Genomic DNA, 23,960 nt, shown 5'->3' on the forward strand with positions numbered 1-23,960 from the left:
AATGAGCGCCGCGGTTAGTTTGAGTAATGTGACTACTGGTTATGAGCATAATGTGACATTTTCTCACGTGTCGCTCGAAATCCCGGCTGGCCGATTTGCAGGTATTGTGGGCCCGACAGGCTGTGGTAAAACAACATTGCTTAAAACAATTCTGGGCAGGCAAGTGACTTTTTCCGGTGATGTGCAGGTGAATGGATCTTCTGTGGGTCATATACACCCAGGTGCTATTGGCTACGTACCACAATTAGGCAGTGTTGATTGGAAATTTCCGGTCACAGTGAAAGAAGTAATCATGATGGGGCTATATACTAATAGGCGTATCTGGCCCTGGCCCAGTAAAGAGGAATCTAAACGTGTGCATGATCTGGCTGATAGATTGGGTATCTATAGCTGCTTACACCATCATATCGTGCATACTTCTGGTGGTCAGCGTCAACGCGCATTTCTTGCTCGTGCGTTGATTAATAATCCACAGCTTCTGATACTGGATGAACCGACCTCAGGTGTTGATATTAAGACTCAGCATGAGATCTTGCATTTACTGAGCGACATCAATGGTGAAGGTATTACCATTTTATTGACTACTCACGACCTGAATGCCGTTGCCTCACATCTGCCATGGGTGATTTGTTTCAATCATGGTGTGATAGCAGAGGGTCGGCCATGCGATATTTTTACGAATGAGGTGCTCACTAAAACTTATGGTGGTGATATCGTCATAATCAAGCATGGCGATTATTTCCTGATCGCCAATAATACACCTTTACATTTAACGGGCAATTCCGGATAAATGGCTATTTTTCTGGAGCCGCTGGAATACGAATTTTTTCGGCATGGTCTGCTAGCCGCATTGATGGTGGGCTCTTTATGCGGCTTGATTGGTGTGTACGTAGTGCTGCGCGGTATGAGTTATGTCGGGCATGGATTGTCGCACGCGGCATTTGGTGGCGCAGTAGTTGGTTTTATACTCGATTTCAATTTTTATATTGGTGCCGGCGTGATGGGTCTGCTGGCTGCATTGCTGATTGATCGAATGACACAGAATAGTAAGATCAAATCGGATGCGGCTATCGGCATTGTGACCACTGCCATGTTTGCCTTGGGGGTGGCCATTATTAGTCAGATGCGCACGTTTAATCGTAGCTTTGATGCGGCCTTATTCGGTAATATTCTGGGTATTACCGATCAAGATCTGATCATTGTCGGGCTGGTTACCGCTTTTACCATGATTACGATATTCATTATGTACAGGCCACTACTCTTTTCTACCTTTGATAGTGAAGCAGCACAGGTATTCGGAATCAAAGTAAGAATAGTACAATTAATCTTTGCGCTTCTATTGACGTTATCCATCATCGCCTCTATGAATATCGTGGGTGTGACTATGATTGCCGCGACTCTGATCATGCCTGCGATGACAGCCCGCATGATGACGGACAGTTTTGGTCGCATGCAAATCTATTCTATTATCATCGGTGCAATGACAGGCATCGCAGGTATGTATTTGAGTTATTTCTTTAATGCTGCCTCGGGTGCAACCATTGTGCTATTTGGTGCCTTATTGTTTGGCTTGTCAGCGTTAATCAAACATATCCAAGAGCAACGGATATTACGCGCTAATCTTCATTGTCATGGTGGCTTGATTCGGGTACATCCGCATAAGCATGACACACCGGATTACCGTTGTGAGAATGGTGACATTTGTCCGCAGAAATCAAGGCGAGAAGTGGAATAAATCGGATGAATGATTGTTGAACAGCTTGTTTTCCGGACTGCACCTGTTGTTCATCTGCTTGTGAATTAAAGGGATACTGCGATGTAACTTTATGAATATCAGTTGTTTACTTGGGATAAAATTAAAAATGAATTTAGGGCGAGGTTAAGAAAGAAGGCAGTAATAAACAAAAAGAAGCTGGTAAGTCACTCCTCCTTATATTTGTAGTAAGTCTGATGAGGCCTCTTGATGTATTAAGAGGTAATTGAGGAAGCATGTTGTAGTCGATCAATGGTGCGAACTGGTTGACTATTATTCTACATATATAGCATCCGCGAGAAAAAAGGAGATTAGCAATCATGAGGAATGACGAACAAGGGTTATGTCAGGAAATCGATAATAAAGATGAGCCATTAATGCGCATATCGGGGCAATCTGATTTTAGGAAACGGAAACAGAGCTTGAACCTCGGTGTTATGTTGGCGTTAGCGCTGGTCATTGGATGGACGGTATGGCTGCCCGGGGCACACGCTGACTTTGCGGATAATCATGTCAGAATGGGTGATGCCCGGGTGGGCTTTGATGGCTATAAGCTCAGAGCAGAGCTCGATGATACTCGATGGATAACGCTTGGTGCCGGGTATCGTGGATCAGGTCTGTGGGCCCAAAATCGATCAGGTCATTACAGAGACCGTTTTAGTACGGATAATGCGCGTCTCTATCTTAATGGTCAAATACATAAGTATTTTAAATTCGAAGTGAATACTGAATGTTTTTTCTGTAACAATACGGATTCAGGCGATAGTCCCAAGATGTTATACAGTATCCTCGACGCAGTAGGGAAATTTGAATATAACCGATATTTTAATATCTGGGGTGGCCGCATGTTAGTGCCAACCGAACGGGGTGAATTGAATGGTCCTTTTTATCATGCCACTCATGATGGGTTTAAAACGCCCTTTTTTTCACAGGACTTTAGTACTAAATTCGGTAATGGCGGCGCGGGTCGCTATGGCCGTGATGATGGCGGAACGCTTTGGGGTAACCTTGAACCTGGCTTTATTCCAGGCATACTGGGCTATGCCGTAGGAATTTATAGAGGATTGGAATCAAGATCGAACGCGGGACCCAATCAACATGACAATGTCTTGTGGGCCGGCCGGGTTACTTATAATTTTCTAAATCCCGAGCATAATCCGGGCTATTACACGAGTGGCACTTACTTTGGAAAAGCCGGAGATATTCTGGCGCTTGCATTCGGTTTTTCATTTCAAGAAAATGGCGCGGGTTCACTCGCTAATCGTAGCGACTTTCTGGGCCTTGTGGGCGACATTCTATTTGAAAAAGTCATGCCCGAGAACAGAGGTGTTTTTACGCTCAATGGAGAATATAAGCAATTTTATGCGAATTATAATACGGCGGCATTTGCGGATCCGGATTGCTTTTGTATGTTTGATGGAAAATCATGGACCGTTACGGGGCTGTATTTGATACCTGTCAAAGTGGGTATTGGTCAATTTCAGCCTTATGGCCGGTTTACCAGCGTTCAGCCTGATAACAGCAGTAATCGGGAAGAAATAGAAGGCGGTGTGAATTATGTGATTGATGGTTTTAATGCGCGTATATCAGCGTACTATCAACATGGTGATTTATTCACTAAAGGTTTGAATTATGCACCGGGCGCTATTGGCGATAAGGTGAATGTTTTTAAATTATCGTTTCAGCTGCAAATATAAAAAATTTATTAAGTTTGAGCCCATCACGAGCCAGGTTTTCTGTTTAATTTAATTGGAATCCTGGCTGTTCTGATTGTCATGCAAAATATAAACAGTGTACGTTGCATGTACCGATGAACGTACTCTCGATTATCCTGCAGTATATTGAATCTCTGCTATTCACCTATGATGTAAGAAAAAAAAGAAAATTTTCATACATTTTCCCCTGTAACTTTCTGTATATTCACTATTTACTTTGCATAAAATCAAGTGTAACTTTAAGTCACATTTGAAGACAGTTGGTCGGTATTATCTTTCTTGGTCGATATTATCCTTCAATCTCGGAGGCGTCATACGATTAGATTACTCAATTAAAATCATACAAAATGAATTCAACTTTCAATGACAGCGCCTTTTCCTCTTGGGGAAATTCAACTGTATCTACAGATCATTTATTCGTGCAAAAAAAACCTACGGAGCCGATATCCAGCTTGCCTGTGGATTCGGCAATGCAAGCAAGGCTATCTCTAAAATTTAAAGAAGACAACGGAGTCACCAGACTGGTAGGGCGCGATCATTTCGGTCAGTTATATGTGCAAAAGCCTTTTTATCCGGAAGGTTCCGAAATGTGTCAGGTAGTTATTGTGCATCCACCGGGTGGTGTAGTCGGGGGGGATGAGTTAAAAATTGTGAGCCAGGTGGGGGCTGCTGCAAAGACACAGATGACGACGCCTGGTGCAGCGAAATGGTACAAGGGCAATAATCGTATTTCACGACAGCAGGTAAGACACGATGTTGAGACAGGCGGGTCACTGGAGTGGTTACCTCAGGAAAGCATATTTTTTAATCAGGCACATGTGGAATTGGATCATTGCGTTACGTTAGCAAAAGAATCCACCTATATCGGTTGTGAAATTTTATGTTTTGGCCGTACTGCATCGGGTGAATCATTTGATGAGGGAGAAATTAAGCAGCGTACCAGTATTCGCCGTGCTGACAAGTTAATCTGGTTTGAACAGCTTCGATTATCAGGTGGAAGCAGGGCTATGAGTGGTCCGCTCATGCTTGCTGGTAAGACAGTTTGCGCAACATTGATCGCTGTAGGAGAGGCCATACCGCCTGCATTAATTACTTCCATGCGGGAAGAAGCGAGTGTCATTGCGGGTGGGATCGGTGATTTTGGTGTCACACAATTAAAATCGGTCGTAGTGGTTCGTTACCTGGGAAACTCGAGCGAAATAGCGCGACGGATAATGCTTCGCACATGGGGAGTCTTGCGTCCAGCGATGCTGGGGCGTCAGGCGATTGTGCCGCGCATGTGGAATACTTAGGTGGAAATATGATAGCGGATTCACTTAAGAATAAGCATAAATACACTGTATCGGCAAGGAATATGCGTATCGGGTGTTGAGACCCTAGAATTGAGCTATTAATTTATTTACTTATTGAGGAGAGAACGATGGATTTAACCCCAAGGGAAAAAGACAAACTTCAGATATTTACTGCCGGATTACTTGCAGAAAGACGTAAGGCACGTGGCTTGCAGCTGAACTATCCAGAAGCAGTGGCATTGATTACCTGTGCAATATTGGAAGGCGCACGTGACGGACATACGGTTGCGGAATTGATGGCAGAGGGTACAAAAATTTTGACTCGTGCTGATGTTATGGAGGGTATCCCAGAGATGATTCCCGACATTCAGGTAGAAGCTACTTTTCCGGACGGTACTAAGCTGGTAACTGTTCACAATCCAATTCCTTAAGCATCAGGAGATTATCATGAGTGCAGCAAGTAGAGGTAGTAGAGAAGAAATGATTCCCGGAGAAATGATCGTTAAACCTGGAGAGATTGAACTGAATGTAGGTCGCAAGACCAAAACGATTAAGGTGTCCAATAGTGGCGATAGACCCATACAGATTGGATCTCATTTTCATTTTTACGAGGTGAACTCTGCGTTAAGTTTTGATCGTGAGGCGGCTTATGGTATGCGGCTGAATATCATGTCAGGAACAGCGGTACGTTTTGAACCGGGTCAGGAACGGACTGTTGAACTGGTTGAGCTCGCAGGAGATAGGATCGTATATGGGTTTAACCAAAAGGTAATGGGTAAACTTAAATAATTAAATATCCATTCAGCACTTATAAGGAGTAGAAAATGAGCTTTAAAATTTCTCGTCAGGCCTATGCTGAAATGATGGGACCCACTACCGGGGATCGTGTTCGTCTAGCTGATACCGAATTATTCATAGAAATTGAAAAAGACTTCACTGTTTACGGTGAAGAAGTAAAATTTGGCGGCGGTAAAGTCATTCGTGATGGTATGGGCCAGTCACAGCGCAATCATGCTGATGTCATGGATACTGTCATCACTAATGCCACTATTGTGGATCATTGGGGTATCGTAAAAGCGGATATTGGTTTGAAAAATGGAAAAATTGCCGCCATTGGTAAAGCCGGAAACCCTGATGTTCAACCCAATGTCACTATGGTGATTGGTGCCGCAACTGAAATCATTGCCGGTGAAGGTCAGATTGTCACAGCGGGTGCGCTTGATGTCCATGTTCATTTCATTTGTCCGCAGCAGGAAGAAGATGCGATGATGAGTGGTATTACCACCATGTTGGGTGGTGGTACTGGTCCGGCTGTAGGCACAGCGGCAACCACTTGTACACCAGGACCGTGGCATATTCATTCAATGCTTAAAGCATCAGATGGCATGGTAATGAATACGGGTTTTTTTGGTAAAGGGAATGTGAGTGTGCCCACTCCTAATGAGGAGCAGGTGCTTGCTGGTGCATGTGGCTTGAAACTACATGAGGACTGGGGTAGTACATATGCTGCTATAGACAACTGCCTGAATGTCGCAGATAAATATGATGTTCAAGTTGCTATTCATACGGATACGATTAATGAAGGTGGCTATCTAGAGAATACGATTGCTGCATTTAAAGACCGGACTATCCACACTTTTCATACAGAGGGTGCGGGCGGAGGACATGCCCCGGATATTATGGCTGTAGTAGGACAGGATAATGTCTTGCCATCATCAACCAATCCCACTCGACCTTATACTCGTAATACGTTGGATGAGCATCTGGATATGTTGATGGTTTGCCATCATCTGAATGCCAGTATCCCCGAAGATATCTCTTTCGCAGAATCACGTATTCGCAAGGAAACCATTGCCGCCGAAGATATTTTACATGATATCGGCGCCATTTCGATGATGTCATCGGATGCGCAGGCGATGGGCCGTATCGGTGAAGTCGTGATGCGCACTTGGCAGACTGCGCATAAAATGAAGATACAACGTGGCTCCTTGCAGGAAGATTCTTCTAGAAACGACAATTTCCGCGTAAAACGCTATATTGCCAAATATACAATCAACCCTGCTATTACACATGGCGTTTCACACGCGATCGGTTCGATTGAAGTGGGTAAATATGCTGACCTGGTTTTGTGGAATCCTGCTTTTTTTGGTGCAAAACCGACCGTGATTCTGAAAGGAGGCATGATTGCAGCCGCTTTGATGGGTGATCCGAATGCATCGATTCCGACTCCACAGCCTGTGCACTATCGATATATGTTTGGTGGGTACGGTTCAGCGATCAATTTATCGTGTTTTACGTTTGCTTCCAAAGCTTCTATTGCAGCGGGCCTGGTTGATCAGCTTAAACTGGGTAAACAGGTCATCCCAGTTAAGGATACTCGGAATCTACGTAAGAAGGATATGATTCATAACGGAGCCACTCCGAAAATGGAGATTGATCCGGAGACGTACGAAGTGCGGGCAGATGGGGAGCTGTTAACATGTGGCCCAGCGGATACCTTGCCATTAACGCAACGTTATTTCTTATTTTAATTAAGTCTTTTTAGTGATTTGGGACTGAATTTTTACGTGTGCTGGAAAAGTATACTATTGATTAATCCAGTCAATTTATCAATTCATTCCTTATCGTGTTGTGGTCGCGATATTAAAGTTTTCTATTACTATAGTTAAGTTGTGAATCAATAACGGTGGCTATGAGACCGACTGATTTTTGAGGATTATGATGCCTACGTTGAATGCTAAAACTATAGCTGGTTATCATGATGTGAATGGTAGTGGTTGCTGTGAAAGCAGTATTCGCAGTCATTCGTGTGATGCGCTTGCTTTGATATTCGTGTGCCAACAGATTGATCGCACGATAAATTTGAAGTTATAGGAGGAAGCAATGCAAAGTATAGCGCTACTTCGCTTATTGCACCTGGCGAGTCCATCATTGCCTGTTGGTGCCTATACATACTCGCAAGGATTGGAGGCAGCTATCGAAATGGAGATGGTGAAAGATGAGGCCTCGGCGCGTGCCTGGATTGCTGAATCTTTGGCTGTAGTGGCTGACTTTGAAGCACCCATCCTGTGGCGATTATTACAAGGATTTTCAACGGGAGATTTGGCTGTAGTTACTCGCTGGACAGAGCGTTTTATTGCTGCCCGCGATACGATTGAGTTTCGCGCAGAAACCATTCAAATGGGATATTCTCTCGGCAAACTCGTGATGGATTTAAAGATTGCAGACGAATCTTTATTAGGGCTGATGACGAATCAGCCAGAAATTCCATTACCTACGGCATTTGCTTGTGCTGCAGAAGCACTGGCTGTACCGCATGAGGCTGCTTTGCTGGGTTACTTGTTTTCGATGATTGAGAATCAGGTACTTGTCTGCGTGAAATCCGTACCACTTGGACAAGTTTTAGGCCAACGACTGTTACTTTCACTTCATTCGGAAATTGAAGCGGCTGCACATGGTGCGCAGCGGCTTGAGGATGATGAGCTGTCTAACTGGGCGCCTGGTTTATCTTTATTGTCGATGCAGCATGAAGTGCAATATAGTCGGGTTTATCGATCTTGAATGATTTTATCGGAATCTAATATGAAAAAAACATCGAATCCTTTGCGTGTTGGCATAGGCGGCCCAGTCGGTTCTGGCAAGACTGCTTTATGTGAGGTACTCAGTAAGAAGATGCGTGGTCGTTATGAAATGGCGGTGATTACTAATGATATTTATACCAAAGAAGATCTGGAAATCCTGTTGCGCGCTGATGCGTTACCAGCCGAGCGCTTGATGGGGGTTGAAACAGGTGGTTGTCCGCATACTGCAATCAGGGAGGATGCATCAATCAATCTGGAAGCCATTTCGCGCATGAGTGCGGATTTTCCCAATCTTGATCTTATTTTGATCGAATCGGGGGGTGATAATCTTGCGTCCACATTCAGTCCGGAACTTTCCGATCTGACTATTTATGTCATTGATGTCGCTGCAGGCGAGAAAATACCGCGTAAAGGCGGACCCGGCATTACGCGTTCGGCATTGCTTGTCATTAATAAGATCGATCTGGCTCCACATGTTGGCGCGGATCTGAGCGTGATGGAACGTGATGCGAAAAGAATGCGTGGTGAGCGTCCCTTTGTTTTTACCAACATGCGTACAGGAGAAGGAGTGCAGGCAGTTATTGATTTTATTGTTAAGCAGGGTTTGCTGGAAGAAATGAAAACGCAGTAACGCTACTGAATATTTGGCTTTAGTCTATCCCAGGCATGTTAAGAAAAGCATGATGGCTATCCGAGGTTTTAGTAAATTCGGATGTTTTTAAATAATCAGGCATAACAACCTGTTATCTCTAAGTAAAAGCTTCTTTGGAGGTGATTAAAATGGAATGGTCACTGACAGTGGATAAGGCGTTGCCGCGTCCTGTGCGTGTAATTTTAAGGGGAGTGGGGCAGGTATTCTTTTGTGGTAATGCAGTGACAGGCCTGATCTTCCTGATAGCACTCTTTATTGGTGGTCTTGTAGCGGGCCTGGCTGCGACGATTGGTGTCGTAACGAGTACTATTACCGCTTACCTCCTGGGCTTCTCTGAAGATGATATTGATGCAGGATTGTATGGATTTAACGGCACGTTGGTTGGACCCTGCTTATTTTTATTTCTTGAATACTCACCTCAACTGTGGCTGTATGTCATATTGGCCGCTATATTATCAAGTGTCGTATTGGCTGCTTTGATCAGGATTCTGACTCCCTATAGGATTCCTGCCTCTACATCTCCGTTTGTGCTGACCTGCTGGATGTTCATGGTTGCGGTTTATTCCTTTGATAAGTTTACGCCTGGTCCTGTTCTGCCAACACCAGAGATTCCCTCAATAGTAGCAGGTATGGGGGGGCTTTCAATCGAAGCATGGTTTACAGTCTGGACAGATGATACGGTTAAAATGTGGTATACCGCATTAACAAAAGGCATTGCTGAAGTCATGTTTGCGGATAATATTCTTGTCGGGATTCTGTTCTTGATTGGTATTGCGATCACTTCATGGCGTGGCGCTTTTATGGCTCTTTGCGGGACTGTTGTGGGGGTTGTCGTTCCTGTCGTTTTAGGGGCAAATCAGAATCTGATTGAGATGGGATTGTATGCATTCAATCCGGTTTTGACAATGATGGCGATAGGATGGGTTTTTCTTAAGCCTACGAAGAAAAGTGCTATTCTGGCGTTATTGGCAGGTATTTTAACCGTAGTCTGCCAAGCTGGCCTGGCTAATTTTCTAGCCCCAATCGGTTTACCTACACTTACTTTTCCATTTGTTTTGGTTATGTGGATGTTTTTATTTGCAGCAGGCATGTCTAAATACTGGTCGGAACCTAAAATTTAATTGCGTCAAATTGACATAAAAACGACAATGGGCGATCAGGCATCAAGCGATAGAATCTCATAGGTTACGCTACTAGCTCGACGATACCGGTTTCCAAGCTGTATATGCCACCAACGACAAGCAGTCTTTTCTCTGTTACTAGTTTACTGAGAATCGGCGTTTGCTTTTTTAATTCTCGTGCATTTAGAATGACATTCATTTTGACCACATTGTAGTAGCGATCACCAGACATAAACATGGATATTCTTTCCGCCGCTCTGACTGCAGGCGCTAGTGCACTGGACATGGTTTGGATATGGCCGGGAAACTGTTCATTATTATCTGAGGCATTGATTGCTGCCTTAATAGCGCCACAGCTCTCATGACCGAGTACCATAATCAGTGGCGTATGCAGTATCGCTGCAGCATATTCAAGAGTGGCTACGAAATCTGTAGTGAGATAATTCCCGGCGACACGTGCTACAAATAGATCACCTAATTGTTCATCAAAGCAAAATTCTGGACTGACTCTAGAATCGGAGCAACTTAGAATACAGGCATAAGGGTTTTGTCCTTTTATCAGGGATGCACTTTGAAGATTAAAATCCATTGGAGTAGACTGTCCGGCAATATAACGTTTGTTACCTGCCATTAGTCGTTCTAGAGCTGCATCGGGCGTTAGTATGTTTTCCGGCAGTGCTGGCGTCTTGATTGCTCCAGAAGCGGCGATCAGCTTTTCTACCGTTACAGTAGCACCTAAACCGAATGTAGAAGTTGCTGCCAGTTTCAAGAATGAGCGCCTCTGTCGTATTGGTTGTTGATGTTTTCTGGTTGGGTCATCTGTATCGCACATTTTCAGCTCCCATTTATCGAATAAAGCGTTAAGTGAGTGGATTACTGTGAGCATGTGGCAGCGATGCAGGTGAGAGCTGCTCTTGAGTAATTTTTACGGGTACCATATACAATTTACCGTGTCGTACACCGCGTGTAGCAATAACCTGATTGGCAAAATTGGTGACGTCTTGAATCATTCCGCGCAAGACAGTGACTTCCAGGCAGTGATCATGATCCATATGTATATGCATGCTGGATAAGGTAAGATCGTGATGGCTATGTTGAATAGAGGTAATGCGACTGGCTAAGTCACTTTGATGATGATCGTATATATAACTGAGCGTGGCAACGCAGTAACCTTCATGTTTTTTTTCCTGACGCTCGATTTCCAGTTGTTCGCGTATCAGATCTCGTATTGCTTCTGAACGATTGGTGTAGCCGCGTGCTCGTATTAGATCATCAAACTGTTTAGACAAATGGTTGTCTAGAGAAATCGTAAAGCGTTCCATATTTTTCTGCTCATGAAAGTGATCATGCATAAAATCCGCAATAAATATTTAATGCTCGCTTTTACATTTTAATTTACGTTTTATTTCAGCGGTAATTATTATTGATCGTGCAATAATTTGATCATGCAGCAATAGAATAGTTGCAGTCATTATTTGATTTATATAAAAAGCTTGTTGAGTCATATGATATTTTATATGAGTGTGGTTTGGTAGAGACTGGACTAGATTGTGGTCGGATTCTTCTTCACAGGGATTATCGTGTTTTATTCAGGGGAGAAATCATTTCTCAAGATCATGGTAAGAGGATTAAAAATTAGCGATCAGGCCAACTCGGAACGAGCGGGTTTCAACAGGATGAAAGTGTGTATCGTCTATACCGCCAACCGGCTCATTAGGTAGTCTGGATGTATAAAAATAATCAATTGCATGCGCCCGCGTATTTAGTAGATTAAAACCTTGCAGGATGATCTGAACTTTCTTGTCTATCTTGAAGCCAATCTGGCCATTAAGCGTTATGGTGCTATCTGATTTTACGTCATTATTTTCAGTTAGCGGGCGTTTGCCAAAATAACGCAATTGCATGCTACCGAAAAAAGGCCCCAGGCTGTCTATTGCGATTGCGGCTTTACCGACGCCCTGGATGGCTGAAGGAATGTGCTTTCCTGCTGGGCTTGAATCAGTAAAACGAGCTCTGGCCAGCGCGTAATCCAAGTCTATCATTAGCCATTTATTCGGCATGTAAAAGGCAGAAATTTCAAAACCCGTGCGTTTGCTGGGGCGACTTGCTTCGGTCGTCCCTGCATCACCTACAAATAATAATTCAGAATCAAGATCCAACCGGAAAAATGTGAGTGAGGCTTGTAAGCCGGACAGGATAGCGGTGCGGAATCCTGTTTCAAATCCTGTGGAACGCACGAGCGGATTAACGCTTTTTATGGGAATATTCGATTTCGGATCTATGCTGGTGACTGTGCCACGAGCATCATTGCTATGAAAACTGCCGCCATAGTTGAAGTAATATTCGGTTTTGATCCATGGTCCAAAGATGAGGCTAAGTTTTGGATTAACGATGTTGTCATGTTCACGACCAGAATTAGCCTGAATATTACTTTTTACATCAAACCAATAAATATCATTGCGTATACCAGCAATGGTTCTGAATTTTTCGAACCATTGCACACTGTTTTGAAAGTAAATACCGATACTGTTTTCTAATATATGATCTTTGCGTGTGATTGATAATACTTGACGCTGTTTTGTGCTGAATAAACCGTTATCAATCACATCATTTTGGAATTGAAAGCCCAGGGTATTTTCAAATGCGAGTCCGGCAAATTCATTTACCCAGGCATGGCTAAGATTTACTGCGGACTGAAAACGCTTGTCTGTTTGCGAGAATTGGTCACCGTTGACAGGGTCATCTAGAAAATAGGTAAAGTTAGAGAAGAGGACAAGATTGCTATGAAGCGTATATATGTTAGCCTTGGTAATGCCATAGTGACTGTTATGCTGTAGGGCGGCTGATAGGCTGAAACGATGCGCTTTGCCACCATCACTGGGATCGATTGTACCCAGACGAGAAACAAAACGGCTGTCGATTGCCCGTTGAGGAATCTGATCAGTGGCATTCCAGCTTCCTCCGTAGCCCATTGCTGTGATATTAAATTTAGTGTTGCTTATATTCTGACTATAGCGTAGTACGCCATTAAATTTCCGGAATTTTTCTTTTTTCTCCCACGGGCCATTTTTCTTAAGCAATTCTAAAGCATAAAGAAAATTGCCTGTACCTGTTTCATGAGATTTTGCAAGTAGGCCACGCATATAGCCTTGTTGACCGGTGGTGTAATTAGCGATTCCCTGCGGTAGTGTGTTGATATAGCCCATGCTGACTGCGCCTGCTGATGAGAAATCACCTTGATTTGCGTAATAAGGTCCCTTTTGATAATGCAAATTATCTACCAATTCAGGAATAATGAAGTTAGTATCGGCCCAGCCCTGTCCATGGCCATGTGAACGTTGATTAACCAGCATATCATCTACCGTTATTCTTAAATCGGTGCCATGATCAAGATTGAAGCCACGCGCAAAGTACTGGTTTGCTTTGCCTTCACCGCTATGCTGAGTGACGATCAATCCTGGTACTGTCTCGAGTAATTCACCGGGGCGATATACTGCGCGTTGATTCAGTTGTTTTTTGAGAACAGTTCCCTCATTTGCTGAGTTAGCGGAACCAATCAGATTGTTGGTATTGGCTCGTATGGTTACTTCATTCAATGTTGGTATGTCAGCCGCATTCGCTGTGAGTGATGATCCGATGCTCGTCAGTATAAGCGTCAGGCGAATGCTAAATGTTTGTTTGGTTATCATTAGGAAACTAATGGCGATTTTTGGGAGATATTATGTACTTTTGTGAGACTGATAGCGATGCAGGAATCCATCTAACTATTGATGACTATCACAAGCGGTCAGGATATTTATCCAACGGAAATGAATGCTGTATTGTTCTATTACAGAAAGTATGAAGAAATAAGCTAGGTTAGAAGTTGTAGCTACTTTTGGTAGAAAGCAGAGATGCGTTAGAAATCGATTTGCTTAAAATATGCCCACTCTCGTCATACAAAGGAAGCTGCACAGTAACAAAAAGACAGAAGGTGGCAGACGGCAATAAATAGATGTTTAGTATATGGTTCTAACTTTAAAAAAATTTTTTCTGAATAAGAAAATTGGACTGGTTATTATCGTATTTTTTGTGGCAGATATTTATGGTCTTAGTCAGCGTAAAGCAGTGTATTGATTATTCAGGAAAAGGAGAAAAGCGTGGATCATACGGCCATAGCTCATAATGCTGTTGCCTGATTGTAGATAGCGGGAAGATTTAGGGTGAATCATAACTGTTTTAATCTGCTGACTGGTTGATCGAGCCAACTTTCCAGACCTTGGGCGTTCAGTTTGATATCCGAGCGCAATAAATCACGGATTGCTTGCTGTGATAATTTGCAACCATGCTGAATCAACTGCTGCAGCAAAAGCTTTTCTAGTGCGGCTTTTAATATTTTATGCCGGTCAATACTTTTTTCGTTAGCACTTTTTGCTATCGCTACATGAGCATCGATTAAGCTGTGCATAGCTATAGCATGATGTGGCAAATTGCCAATTCGACTATAATGAGTCAAGTAAGCATAGTGCGGGTTATAACTCATAATTCGATCTATTGATTCATGGGCTGCGATCGGGTCAAATTGCACAGGTGTTGTCGTTGGGAATACAAATTCCATTCCATCAACGTCGAACTCTCGGTAAGAAACGCCAAAAGTATCTCCGGTAAAAAAAGAATGACTCCGTTCATCATAAATACAGTAGTGGTGACGCGCATGACCGGGAGTATCCAGTAACAATAAGGTTCGGCCGTTCAGATCAATACGGGTTTGATCAGGTGCTTCGATTATGCGATTCGCATCTATCGGAAGAATTTCGCCATATATTTGTTTAAATTCTGCTTCACCATAAACGGCGATTACGCCTGCTATAAGTCTGGCAGGATCCACCATATGTCGGGCCCCGCGTGGATGCACTACTAACTTTGCGTTGGGAAAACAACGCATACATTCTCCCGCGCCGCCAGCATGGTCAAGATGTATATGTGTTAGCAATATGTAGACGACATTTTCGAGTGCCAGGTTTTTTTCTTTTAGTGCTTGCACAACGCCAGGAATTGAGAAGGCGGTACCTGTATCAACCAATGCGACCATGCCATTTTCTACAATCAGGTGAATGGCCGCGCGTCCCGGACGGTGATATTGTGCATCTACGGCACTAATACCATGATCATAATCAGTAACAAGAGAAGATGTCATTGAAATTCCGGCAAGAGAAAGAATCGATTGAAATAACGACAATTTGTATGGTTTGCAAAGTAAAAATTCATTTTATGGCTTGTTGTAGCTGATCAAGAATGGCTGGGTTTTCTAGTGTGGAAGTATCCTGAGTAATTTCTTCTCCTTTGGCGAGTGTACGCAATAAACGCCGCATAATTTTACCGGAACGGGTTTTCGGTAGATTGTCACCAAAACGAACCTCATCGGGTTTGGCAATGGGGCCAATTTCTTTAGCGACCCAATTACGCAATTCATTAACAATCTGAATGGCTGCCGTACCTTGCGGACACTGATCTTTCATAACGACAAATGCGATAATTGATTCTCCTTTTATCTCATGGGGTTTTCCTACTACGGCTGCTTCTGCTACCAGTGGATGAGCAACCAGTGCAGATTCGATTTCCATTGTACCTAAACGATGACCCGAGACATTCAGGACATCATCAATTCTTCCCATAATCCAGAAATAACCATCTTGATCACAATTTGCAGAATCACCTGATAAATAGTATCTGCCATGACCCATTTCTATAGGAAAATAGGTTTCTTTAAAGCGTTCCGGATTACCCCATAATGTACGAACTTGTGAAGGAAAGGGACGTTTGATAACCAGGAACCCACCTTCACCGGTTTCGACGTCATGACCGGTTTCATCAACAATAGCCGCAAAAATTCCAGGTAAAGGTAACGTACAGGAGCCCGGTTTAAGGGGTACAATACCCGGCAGCGGGGCAATCATATGACTACCCGTCTCAGTTTGCCACCAAGTATCTACAATGGGGCAATGAGCTCGACCGACTTTATTATAATACCATATCCATGCTTCAGGATTAATGGGCTCGCCAACCGAGCCAAGCAAACGCAATGAAGATAAATCATATTTTTCGGGCAAATCCGGACCCAGTTTGATGAGTGAACGAATGGCAGTGGGTGCGGTATAAAAAGTGGTCACTTTATGTTTCTGTATAATTTCCCAGAATCGCCCTGCATCCGGATAGGTAGGTGTTCCTTCAAAGATAATCTGTGTCGCTCCGACTGCTAAAGGACCATATGTCACGTAGCTATGACCGGTAACCCAGCCTATGTCAGCAGTACACCAGAAAATATCCGTTGACTTGTAATCAAACACCCAGTGCATGCTAATAATCGTTCCTAGTAAATAGCCTGCGCTGGAATGTTGAACCCCTTTGGGTTTTCCGGTTGAACCGGAAGTGTAAAGTGTAAAAAGTGTATGCTCGGCATTAACCCATTCCGGTTCGCAGACGGTATTTTCATTTTGAATGATTTCATGCCACCAAACATCACGCGTTGCCTCGATCGATATATTTGCTCCTGTACGTTTGTAAATGATGACTGATTTTACCGATTCAGTTCCACCGCGAGCAATGGCTTCATCAACAGTAGCTTTCAGCGGATTATTTCTACCGCCGCGTACTTGCTCGTCAGCGGTAATGACAGCTACAGCACCGGCATCCTTAATGCGTTCATGTAAGCTTTTAGCTGAGAATCCGCCAAACACCACAGAGTGAATGGCTCCAATGCGGGCGCAAGCTTGCATGGCTACCACTGCTTCAATACACATCGGCATGTAAATAACAACACGATTCCCTTTACATATATTGAGTGATTTAAGTGCATTGGCAAATTGGCAGACGCGTTGATGGAGATCGCGATATGTCGAATGAATAACTTGGCCATCGTCTGATTCAAAAATAATGGCGGTTTTATCGGGTTGAGTAGTAAGGTGCCGATCCAGGCAATTAAAGGAAATATTTAATTCACCATCATCAAACCATTTAAAAAATGGGGGGTTAGCTTCGTCTAATACTCGAGTAAATGGCTTATGCCACAGAATATGCTCTCTCGCTTGTTTTTCCCAGAAGCCTAAGTAATCTTCCTGAGCTTGCATGCATAATGCTCGATATTCTGCGATGTTGGATATATTAGCGTGTTCAGAAAATTCTTTATTTGGCGGGAAGACCCGGGTTTCATTAAGAACAGATTCAATAATGGGCATAACGTAAATCTCCGATAAATTGGTTTCTTCAGAAAGCTGCCCCTTTTTTAGGAAAGGAAATTGTAACACTTACATCAATGCAGCCTGATAAGACGACGTATGAATTACAAGATTCCGGTTAAAGGGTTTTTTGCTTGAGTCTAGTAAGTGATAGCCAGCGAAGATGAGATTAAAGTATTGCAAGCACTACATTTAACGAAGTTTATGTTTCATCTTTAATAATTTTTTGTTAGAATGTTTGCGTAATTTCGATGGGCTTTTTCAGCCCTTTTTTTATTTGTGGCGAGGCTATGGCGTTGTACAAATTGCTGGAATCAACTTTATCTGGAATGGGATATGAGTTGGTTGAAGTGGAACAATTGGCACGTGGCAAACTATTACGAGTATTTGTTGACAAACAAGGTGGGGTTAATATTGATGATTGTGTTTTGATTAGCGATCATCTGAGTCGGTTACTCGCTGTTGAGAATATTGATTACAGTCGGCTTGAGGTATCCTCGCCTGGATTAGATAGATTATTAAAAAAAGAAGCTGATTTTCTCCGTTTTCAGGGAGAGTCGGTTAAGCTGAAACTACGCGTGGCTTTACAAGGACAAAGGAATTTCGTTGGGATTTTGCGGGAAGTAAATAATGGCATATTGAAGCTTGAAGTCGAAGGACAATTGTTAGACCTTGAACTGAGTAACCTTGAAAAAGCCCGTTTGGTTCCAAAATTGTAGGTATATGGAAATTTGGCTGGAGGACTATGAGCCGCGAAATTTTACTGTTGGTAGATGCATTGGCGCGTGAAAAAAGTGTCGAAAAAGACATTGTTTTTACTGCATTAGAAATGGCATTAGCATCCGCTACGAAAAAACGATTTCAAGAAGAAGTTGATACGCGGGTTCTGATTGATAGGACAACGGGAGACTATCAATCTTTTCGGCGTTGGGTAGTGGTGCCTGATGATGCTGTTGAGGATCCTGCTCGTCAAATTTCTTTAAATGAAGCATTAGGGCATGATGCTGAGATTAAATTAGGAGATTTTTACGAAAAATCACTTGAGCCAATTGAATTTGGACGTATCGGTGCGCAAGCGGCGAAACAGGTGATTTTTCAAAAAATACGTGATGCTGAGCGTGAACAGACCTTAAATGATTTTCTTGAACGAAAAGATTATATGGTTACCGGCACTATCAAACGTATGGAACGTGGTAACGCAATTATCGAATCCGGCAGAATTGAAGCCGTATTGCCGCGCGATCAGGTGATCCCTAAAGAAAACCTGCGTATTGGTGATCGTGTTCGCGCCTATTTGCATAAAGTTGATCGTGTTGCAAGAGGGCCTCAATTATTATTATCACGCATTTCACCGGAATTTTTAGTGAGATTGTTTGAATTGGAAGTGCCAGAAATTGAAGAAAATTTACTGGAAATTAAGATGGCAGCGAGAGATCCCGGATCACGTGCCAAGATTGCTGTCAAATCAAATGATTCGCGTATAGATCCAATAGGTACTTGTGTTGGTATGCGTGGTTCTAGAGTGCAGGCGGTTATTGGTGAGCTGTCAGGAGAGCGTGTAGATATTATTTTGTGGTCTGATGATCCAGCCACTTTTGTTGTTAATGCGCTTGCACCCGCTGAAATTAGTAGCATCATGGTGGATGAAGAAAAACACAGTATGGATATTGTGGTGGATGATGATAATCTTGCACAGGCAATAGGCCGAGGCGGTCAGAATGTTCGACTTGCGTCAGAGTTGACGGGTTGGGAACTCAACATCATGACGGAAGAAGAATCGCAGACCAAGAATGAAGAAGAAACCTCTATGATCTGTCAGCTCTTTGTCGAGAAATTGGATGTCGATCAGGAAATGGCCGAGATATTGATGAGTGAAGGATTCTCTACATTGGAAGAAATTGCTTATGTGCCCATCAATGAGATGTTGGAGATTGAATCTTTTGATGAGCAAACTGTAAATGAACTGCGTAATCGTGCACGTAATATTCTTCTGACTGATGCTATTGTTAATGAAGAAAAGGTCGAACATATGACTGGGGACCTATTGTCTCTGGATGGTATGGATGTCAAAATCATGCATGAATTAGCGGCAAAAGGTATTAATACTCAAGCCGATCTGGCCGATCTGGCTGCAGATGATTTGGTGGAAATGACGGGGATAGATATCGAGCGTGCTAATCAATTAATTATTAAAGCACGTGAACCATGGTTTGTTTGATTGCAGTAGCCGATTGATAATAATGGTGAAGTTTTCCATTTTATAGTAAACGAATAATAATATAGTCAAGATAAAGCGCGAGCGAGTATTTGATGGGCGGTTTCTAGAATCATTAAACACGATTGAATATTTAACTGTAACTAACTGTTTATTTTTTACCGTTTAATTTAATTGTTTTGATTTTTGATTGCTAATGAGAATGTATTCTCGCGCATTGTATATGTATTATATAACTATGCGTTTGTACCGTAGCGTATGATGGTTTATTTTGATTACCACTTTAAATTTTCAGACACTCTCTGAAGATGAAGTAGGTACTATTCGTTTTGTATGAAACTGGAATGTTGAAGGGTTACAGATGACTCAAATGAGTGTAGAACAATTTGCGAATGAACTGGGCTTGTTGCCGGCTGTACTATTGGAGCAACTTCGGGCGGCCGGTGTAAATAAGTCGTTGGCCAGAGACAGTTTGACGGAGCAAGACAAAGCTCAGTTGCTTAATTATCTTCGTAAGGCTCACGGTACTGCTGATACAAAAGGCAGTGTTATTTTGACTCGCAGGAAAACTTCTGAAATTAGAAAATCTGATAGTGCTGGAAGAGCCCGAACTATTCAGGTGGAAGTGAGAAAAAAACGTGTGCTGGCAAAACCGGTAGTGCCTGATGAAGTTAAAGATCGAGTCACAGAGGTCGATCAAGCAAAACCACCTATGTTCGAACCCGTGATAGATGCTGCTCAAATGGCATTACGTAAAGAAGAAGCAAGGAAGCAGGCCGAATTGATCGCGCGCCAGGCAGCAGAAATTAAAGAAAAGCAAAGGCGTAAAAAGGCTGGGGAAGGAATTATTGTAAAAAATAAAGAAGAGGAGCAGGCCAAACCTGTAGTTACACCGCCGATAGTCATTGAGGCCACTGATGAATCTATCGCCATCTCATCTGAGGCAACTTCAGAGCCGGTAGAAATACCACAATCACAAGTACAGCCAGAGTCAGCATCTGTTTCAAAAGAAGGAACATTACAAAAAACACCGGTGAAAGCGGAAGAAAAAGTTGAGAAGAAAAAGAAACAAACGAAGCAGGCTGACTGGAAAGATGAAGTAACAAAGCGGCGCGGTATTAAAGCACGGGGCGATTTGACCAGTGGTCAGGGGTGGCGGACACGTAAAGAAAAGCATGGAAAATCGTCATCAAACGATGGGCAAAATATCCATGCTTTTTCAGCACCTACGGAACCTATTGTTCATGAAATCATGGTGCCTGAAACGATTTCGGTCGGGGCACTTGCTCAGAAAATGTCGGTTAAGGCTGCTGGGGTTATTAAAGTATTGATGAAAATGGGAAATATGGTGACTATTAATCAGATGCTGGATCAGGATACAGCAATGATTGTAGTGGAAGAACTAGGGCATGTTGCAAAGTATGCGGCACTTGATAGCCCTGAATCTTTCTTAACAGATGCGAATACGACAGAAGTTGAATTAAAGATGGAACCACGTGCGCCAGTCGTCACGGTAATGGGTCATGTGGATCATGGCAAAACTTCTTTGCTGGACTATATTCGTCGTTCACGGGTGGCGGGTGGCGAGGCGGGAGGTATTACTCAGCATATTGGTGCTTACCATGTTGAGACTAATCAGGGAATGGTTACCTTTTTGGATACACCTGGGCATGAAGCATTTACAGCTATGAGAGCGCGTGGTACTAGAATTACTGATATGGTTATTTTGGTAGTTGCTGCAGATGATGGTGTCATGCCTCAAACTATTGAGGCAGTCCACCATGCAAAAGCAGCTAAAATTCCGATCGTTGTCGCTGTTAATAAAATGGATAAACCAGAAGCCAATCCTGAACGAATTAAACAGGAACTGGTTGCACATGAGGTTGTGCCAGAAGATTGGGGTGGTGATACCATGTTTGTTGAGGTTTCAGCTAAAACGGGCGAAGGTATCGATACTCTGTTGGAGAGCGTTTTACTGCAAGCGGAAGTAATGGAGCTTAAGGCTCCCAAAAATACACCTGCCAAAGGTGTCGTGATTGAGTCACGATTGGATAAGGGTCGTGGCCCGGTAGCCACGATACTGGTGCAATCAGGCACTTTAAAGCGGGGCGATGTGCTACTTGCTGGTGCAGTATTTGGCAAGGTTCGAGCGATGACTGATGAGAATGGCAAGCCGATCAAGCAAGCTGGCACCTCTATTCCAGTGGAAATTCAAGGTATGTCAGAAGTGCCTGTAGCTGGTGAAGTAGTCATAGTGTTGGATGATGAAAGAAAAGCACGTGAAATTGCACTGTTTCGTCAGGGTAAATATCGTGATGTAAAGCTTGCTAAATTACAGGCTGCAAAGCTTGAAAATGTATTTGAACAGAAAGACGATGTAAAAATACTTGAACTGATTATCAAGGCAGATGTTCAAGGCTCTTGTGAGGCGCTTGCGGATTCGCTGCAAAGGCTTTCTACTGACGAAGTGAGAGTGAATATTATTCATAGCGGAGTTGGGGCCATTATAGAATCTGATATTAATTTGGCACTTGCTTCCAAAGCCGTTGTGATTGGTTTTAATACACGTGCAGATGCAAGTGCACGTAAACTGATCACTTCTAGTGGTGTTGATGTTCGTTATTACAATATCATCTATGAAGCGGTCGATGAAATAAAAGCAGCTTTATCTGGCATGATGTCGCCAGATCGTAAGGATAATATTCTTGGCCTGGTTGAAATCCGTGAATTGTTCCGTATTCCCAAGGTAGGTGCTATTGCGGGTTGTTATGTATTAGATGGCATTATTAAACGGAATTCGCTGGTGCGATTGTTACGTGATGGTAAAGTGATACATAGTTGCGAGCTCGATTCACTAAAACGTTTTAAAGATGATGTGAAAGAAGTTAGGGAAGGGTTTGAATGTGGACTCTCGTTGAAAAATTTTAATGATATTCAGGTGGGTGATCAACTGGAATCTTATGAAATTATAGAAACGGCACGGTCTTTATGATGTGTGTTTTATCTGGATAATACAAAACATGCCTAGAGATTATTCTCGTACGTTACGTGTGGCTGATCAGATTCAGCGTGAGTTGGCAAATTTAATCGATAATGAAATTAAAGACCCACGTGTGGGTATGATTACAGTGACGGGTGTTGAAGTCAGTCGGGACTATGGAAATGCTAAAGTCTACTATACTACGCTTGCTAGTAAAGAGGAAAGATTCTTGATTGAGAAAGGCTTAGAGCATGCGAGTGGCTTTTTGCGTACTCATTTATCGCATAGAATGAAACTAAGAGTAGTGCCTCATCTTTATTTTATTTATGATGAGTCGGTTGAGCGCGGTGTGCGTCTTTCGCGTCTTATAGATGAGGCGGTGGCGCAGGAGGATAGCGCTAATCAATCGCATGTCGATATCTAAAATATGGATGTTCATGTTGCATATTGAGTCCCACCGTTTAACTCTGATTAACAAGTGAAGCGTAATATTAGTGGTGTATTGCTATTAAATAAGCCCTATGGCATTACATCTAATCGAGCGCTTCAAATTACCAAACGTCTTTTCTCCGCAGCCAAGTCTGGTCATACTGGCACGCTTGATCCAATGGCAACCGGATTGTTGCCGATCTGTTTCGGCGAAGCCACTAAGTTTTCTTCAGTATTATTAGGAGCAGATAAAATTTATGAGGCGACACTTAAACTGGGGTATATCAGCTCAACAGGCGATGCTGAGGGAGAAATTGCTTCGCTTAGCAGAATGAATACGGATAAAGTCGTATCAACATTGCATGAATGCAGGGATGTATTGCAACGTTTTATTGGTCAAATTTTACAAATACCCCCCATGTATAGTGCACTGAAATACCGTGGCAAACCATTATATGTCTATGCAAGAAATGGTGAAGAAATCGAGCGAAAGCCTCGCGAAGTAGTGATTTATGATTTGCACGTTGAATCATTCGTCGATGATGAATTACGTATTATTGTTAAGTGTGGGACGGGTACTTATATTCGTACGTTAGCAGAAGATATCGGTAAAGCATTGGGCTATGGTGGTGCCTATCTCACTAAGTTATGCCGTTCTAGTATTGATCGTTTTGATCTTTCCCAAGGGTATACATTAACAGCACTTGAGGGCATGACTACAGGGCATCTGGACAACTGCTTATATCCAGTTGATAGTCTGTTATGTAATTTTCCAGCAGTAACCCTGGATGACATGACAGCTGCATTTTTATTCCAAGGGCGTATTATATCTAACCGATCTGATACAGTCGGCCTGTCGGAAGGAGACAATGTTCGCTTATATAATCAGGAAAAACAATTCTTGGGTTTGGGTAAAATAACTGCAGAGAGAGCGATTGCAGCTAAACGATTAGTATCGAATACCCTATTTTCAACTAATTAAGAAATCATGAGCTTTTATGACTAACT

Annotated in this window: 20 protein-coding genes; 15 read left to right on the forward strand and 5 right to left on the reverse strand. The window is 42.9% G+C overall.

The window, feature by feature from the left end:
- Nucleotide 1: 1 nt before the first annotated feature.
- The 10 genes from BUQ89_RS06510 (at nt 2) to yut (ending at nt 10,114) form a co-directional block, all read left to right on the forward strand.
- Nucleotides 2-790 carry a metal ABC transporter ATP-binding protein gene (locus BUQ89_RS06510; RefSeq protein WP_028461133.1) on the forward strand — a complete coding sequence of 263 codons (789 nt, stop codon included), beginning with the start codon at nt 2-4 and terminating at the stop codon, nt 788-790.
- A complete protein-coding gene (locus BUQ89_RS06515; protein ID WP_051537548.1) occupies nt 791-1,735 on the forward strand; it encodes a metal ABC transporter permease in 945 nt (314 codons plus the stop codon).
- A 338-nt stretch (nt 1,736-2,073) separates the two neighbouring features.
- On the forward strand, nt 2,074-3,450 hold the full coding sequence (locus BUQ89_RS06520) for a hypothetical protein (protein WP_245812926.1): 1,377 nt from the start codon (nt 2,074-2,076) through the stop codon (nt 3,448-3,450).
- Nucleotides 3,451-3,815: 365 nt separating this feature from the next.
- Nucleotides 3,816-4,760 (forward strand): urease accessory protein UreD, encoded by a 945-nt coding sequence (locus BUQ89_RS06525; RefSeq protein ID WP_083399518.1) that lies wholly within the window; start codon nt 3,816-3,818, stop codon nt 4,758-4,760.
- A 128-nt stretch (nt 4,761-4,888) separates the two neighbouring features.
- Nucleotides 4,889-5,191 (forward strand): urease subunit gamma, encoded by a 303-nt coding sequence (locus tag BUQ89_RS06530; RefSeq protein ID WP_028461136.1) that lies wholly within the window; start codon nt 4,889-4,891, stop codon nt 5,189-5,191.
- 49 nt (nt 5,192-5,240) lie between these two features.
- Nucleotides 5,241-5,549 carry an urease subunit beta gene (locus BUQ89_RS06535; protein WP_028461137.1) on the forward strand — a complete coding sequence of 103 codons (309 nt, stop codon included), beginning with the start codon at nt 5,241-5,243 and terminating at the stop codon, nt 5,547-5,549.
- A 35-nt stretch (nt 5,550-5,584) separates the two neighbouring features.
- On the forward strand, nt 5,585-7,291 hold the full coding sequence (gene ureC / locus BUQ89_RS06540; protein ID WP_028461138.1) for an urease subunit alpha: 1,707 nt from the start codon (nt 5,585-5,587) through the stop codon (nt 7,289-7,291).
- Between the two features lie 352 nt (nt 7,292-7,643).
- A complete protein-coding gene (locus BUQ89_RS06545) occupies nt 7,644-8,321 on the forward strand; it encodes an urease accessory protein UreF (protein WP_028461139.1) in 678 nt (225 codons plus the stop codon).
- 21 nt (nt 8,322-8,342) lie between these two features.
- Nucleotides 8,343-8,972 (forward strand): urease accessory protein UreG, encoded by a 630-nt coding sequence (gene ureG / locus BUQ89_RS06550; protein WP_028461140.1) that lies wholly within the window; start codon nt 8,343-8,345, stop codon nt 8,970-8,972.
- A 149-nt stretch (nt 8,973-9,121) separates the two neighbouring features.
- A complete protein-coding gene (gene yut / locus BUQ89_RS06555) occupies nt 9,122-10,114 on the forward strand; it encodes an urea transporter (RefSeq protein ID WP_036572816.1) in 993 nt (330 codons plus the stop codon).
- Between the two features lie 64 nt (nt 10,115-10,178).
- Here yut and BUQ89_RS06560 read toward each other — a convergent pair whose 3' ends face one another.
- From BUQ89_RS06560 to acs, 5 genes are all read right to left on the reverse strand, one after another.
- Nucleotides 10,179-10,946, reverse strand: a complete 768-nt coding sequence (locus tag BUQ89_RS06560; protein WP_028461142.1) for a carbonic anhydrase — start codon at nt 10,944-10,946, stop codon at nt 10,179-10,181.
- 28 nt (nt 10,947-10,974) lie between these two features.
- Nucleotides 10,975-11,466 (reverse strand): nickel-responsive transcriptional regulator NikR, encoded by a 492-nt coding sequence (gene nikR / locus BUQ89_RS06565; protein WP_342742974.1) that lies wholly within the window; start codon nt 11,464-11,466, stop codon nt 10,975-10,977.
- A 276-nt stretch (nt 11,467-11,742) separates the two neighbouring features.
- A complete protein-coding gene (locus BUQ89_RS06570) occupies nt 11,743-13,803 on the reverse strand; it encodes a TonB-dependent receptor (protein ID WP_036572819.1) in 2,061 nt (686 codons plus the stop codon).
- A gap of 518 nt (nt 13,804-14,321) precedes the next feature.
- Nucleotides 14,322-15,290 (reverse strand): MBL fold metallo-hydrolase, encoded by a 969-nt coding sequence (locus BUQ89_RS06575; protein WP_028461145.1) that lies wholly within the window; start codon nt 15,288-15,290, stop codon nt 14,322-14,324.
- 67 nt (nt 15,291-15,357) lie between these two features.
- Nucleotides 15,358-17,328 (reverse strand): acetate--CoA ligase, encoded by a 1,971-nt coding sequence (gene acs, locus BUQ89_RS06580; protein ID WP_028461146.1) that lies wholly within the window; start codon nt 17,326-17,328, stop codon nt 15,358-15,360.
- Between the two features lie 290 nt (nt 17,329-17,618).
- On the opposite strand from acs, the gene rimP reads away from it, so the two are divergent.
- The 5 genes from rimP (at nt 17,619) to truB (ending at nt 23,934) form a co-directional block, all read left to right on the forward strand.
- Nucleotides 17,619-18,047, forward strand: a complete 429-nt coding sequence (gene rimP, locus BUQ89_RS06585) for a ribosome maturation factor RimP (RefSeq protein WP_028461147.1) — start codon at nt 17,619-17,621, stop codon at nt 18,045-18,047.
- Nucleotides 18,048-18,073: 26 nt separating this feature from the next.
- Nucleotides 18,074-19,546, forward strand: a complete 1,473-nt coding sequence (nusA, locus tag BUQ89_RS06590; RefSeq protein ID WP_028461148.1) for a transcription termination factor NusA — start codon at nt 18,074-18,076, stop codon at nt 19,544-19,546.
- A 358-nt stretch (nt 19,547-19,904) separates the two neighbouring features.
- The gene (gene infB / locus BUQ89_RS06595) at nt 19,905-22,535 is read left to right on the forward strand and encodes a translation initiation factor IF-2 (RefSeq protein WP_028461149.1); all 2,631 of its coding nucleotides are present in this window, start codon (nt 19,905-19,907) and stop codon (nt 22,533-22,535) included.
- Between the two features lie 28 nt (nt 22,536-22,563).
- Nucleotides 22,564-22,947: a 30S ribosome-binding factor RbfA gene (gene rbfA / locus BUQ89_RS06600; RefSeq protein ID WP_028461150.1), complete on the forward strand. Its 384-nt coding sequence runs from the start codon at nt 22,564-22,566 to the stop codon at nt 22,945-22,947.
- Between the two features lie 54 nt (nt 22,948-23,001).
- Complete coding sequence (gene truB / locus BUQ89_RS06605; RefSeq protein ID WP_028461151.1) at nt 23,002-23,934, forward strand: tRNA pseudouridine(55) synthase TruB; 933 nt, start codon at nt 23,002-23,004, stop codon at nt 23,932-23,934.
- The last annotated feature ends 26 nt before the right edge of the window (nt 23,935-23,960 follow it).

It is taken from the genome of Nitrosomonas cryotolerans ATCC 49181 (assembly GCF_900143275.1).
Lineage (GTDB): Bacteria > Pseudomonadota > Gammaproteobacteria > Burkholderiales > Nitrosomonadaceae > Nitrosomonas > Nitrosomonas cryotolerans.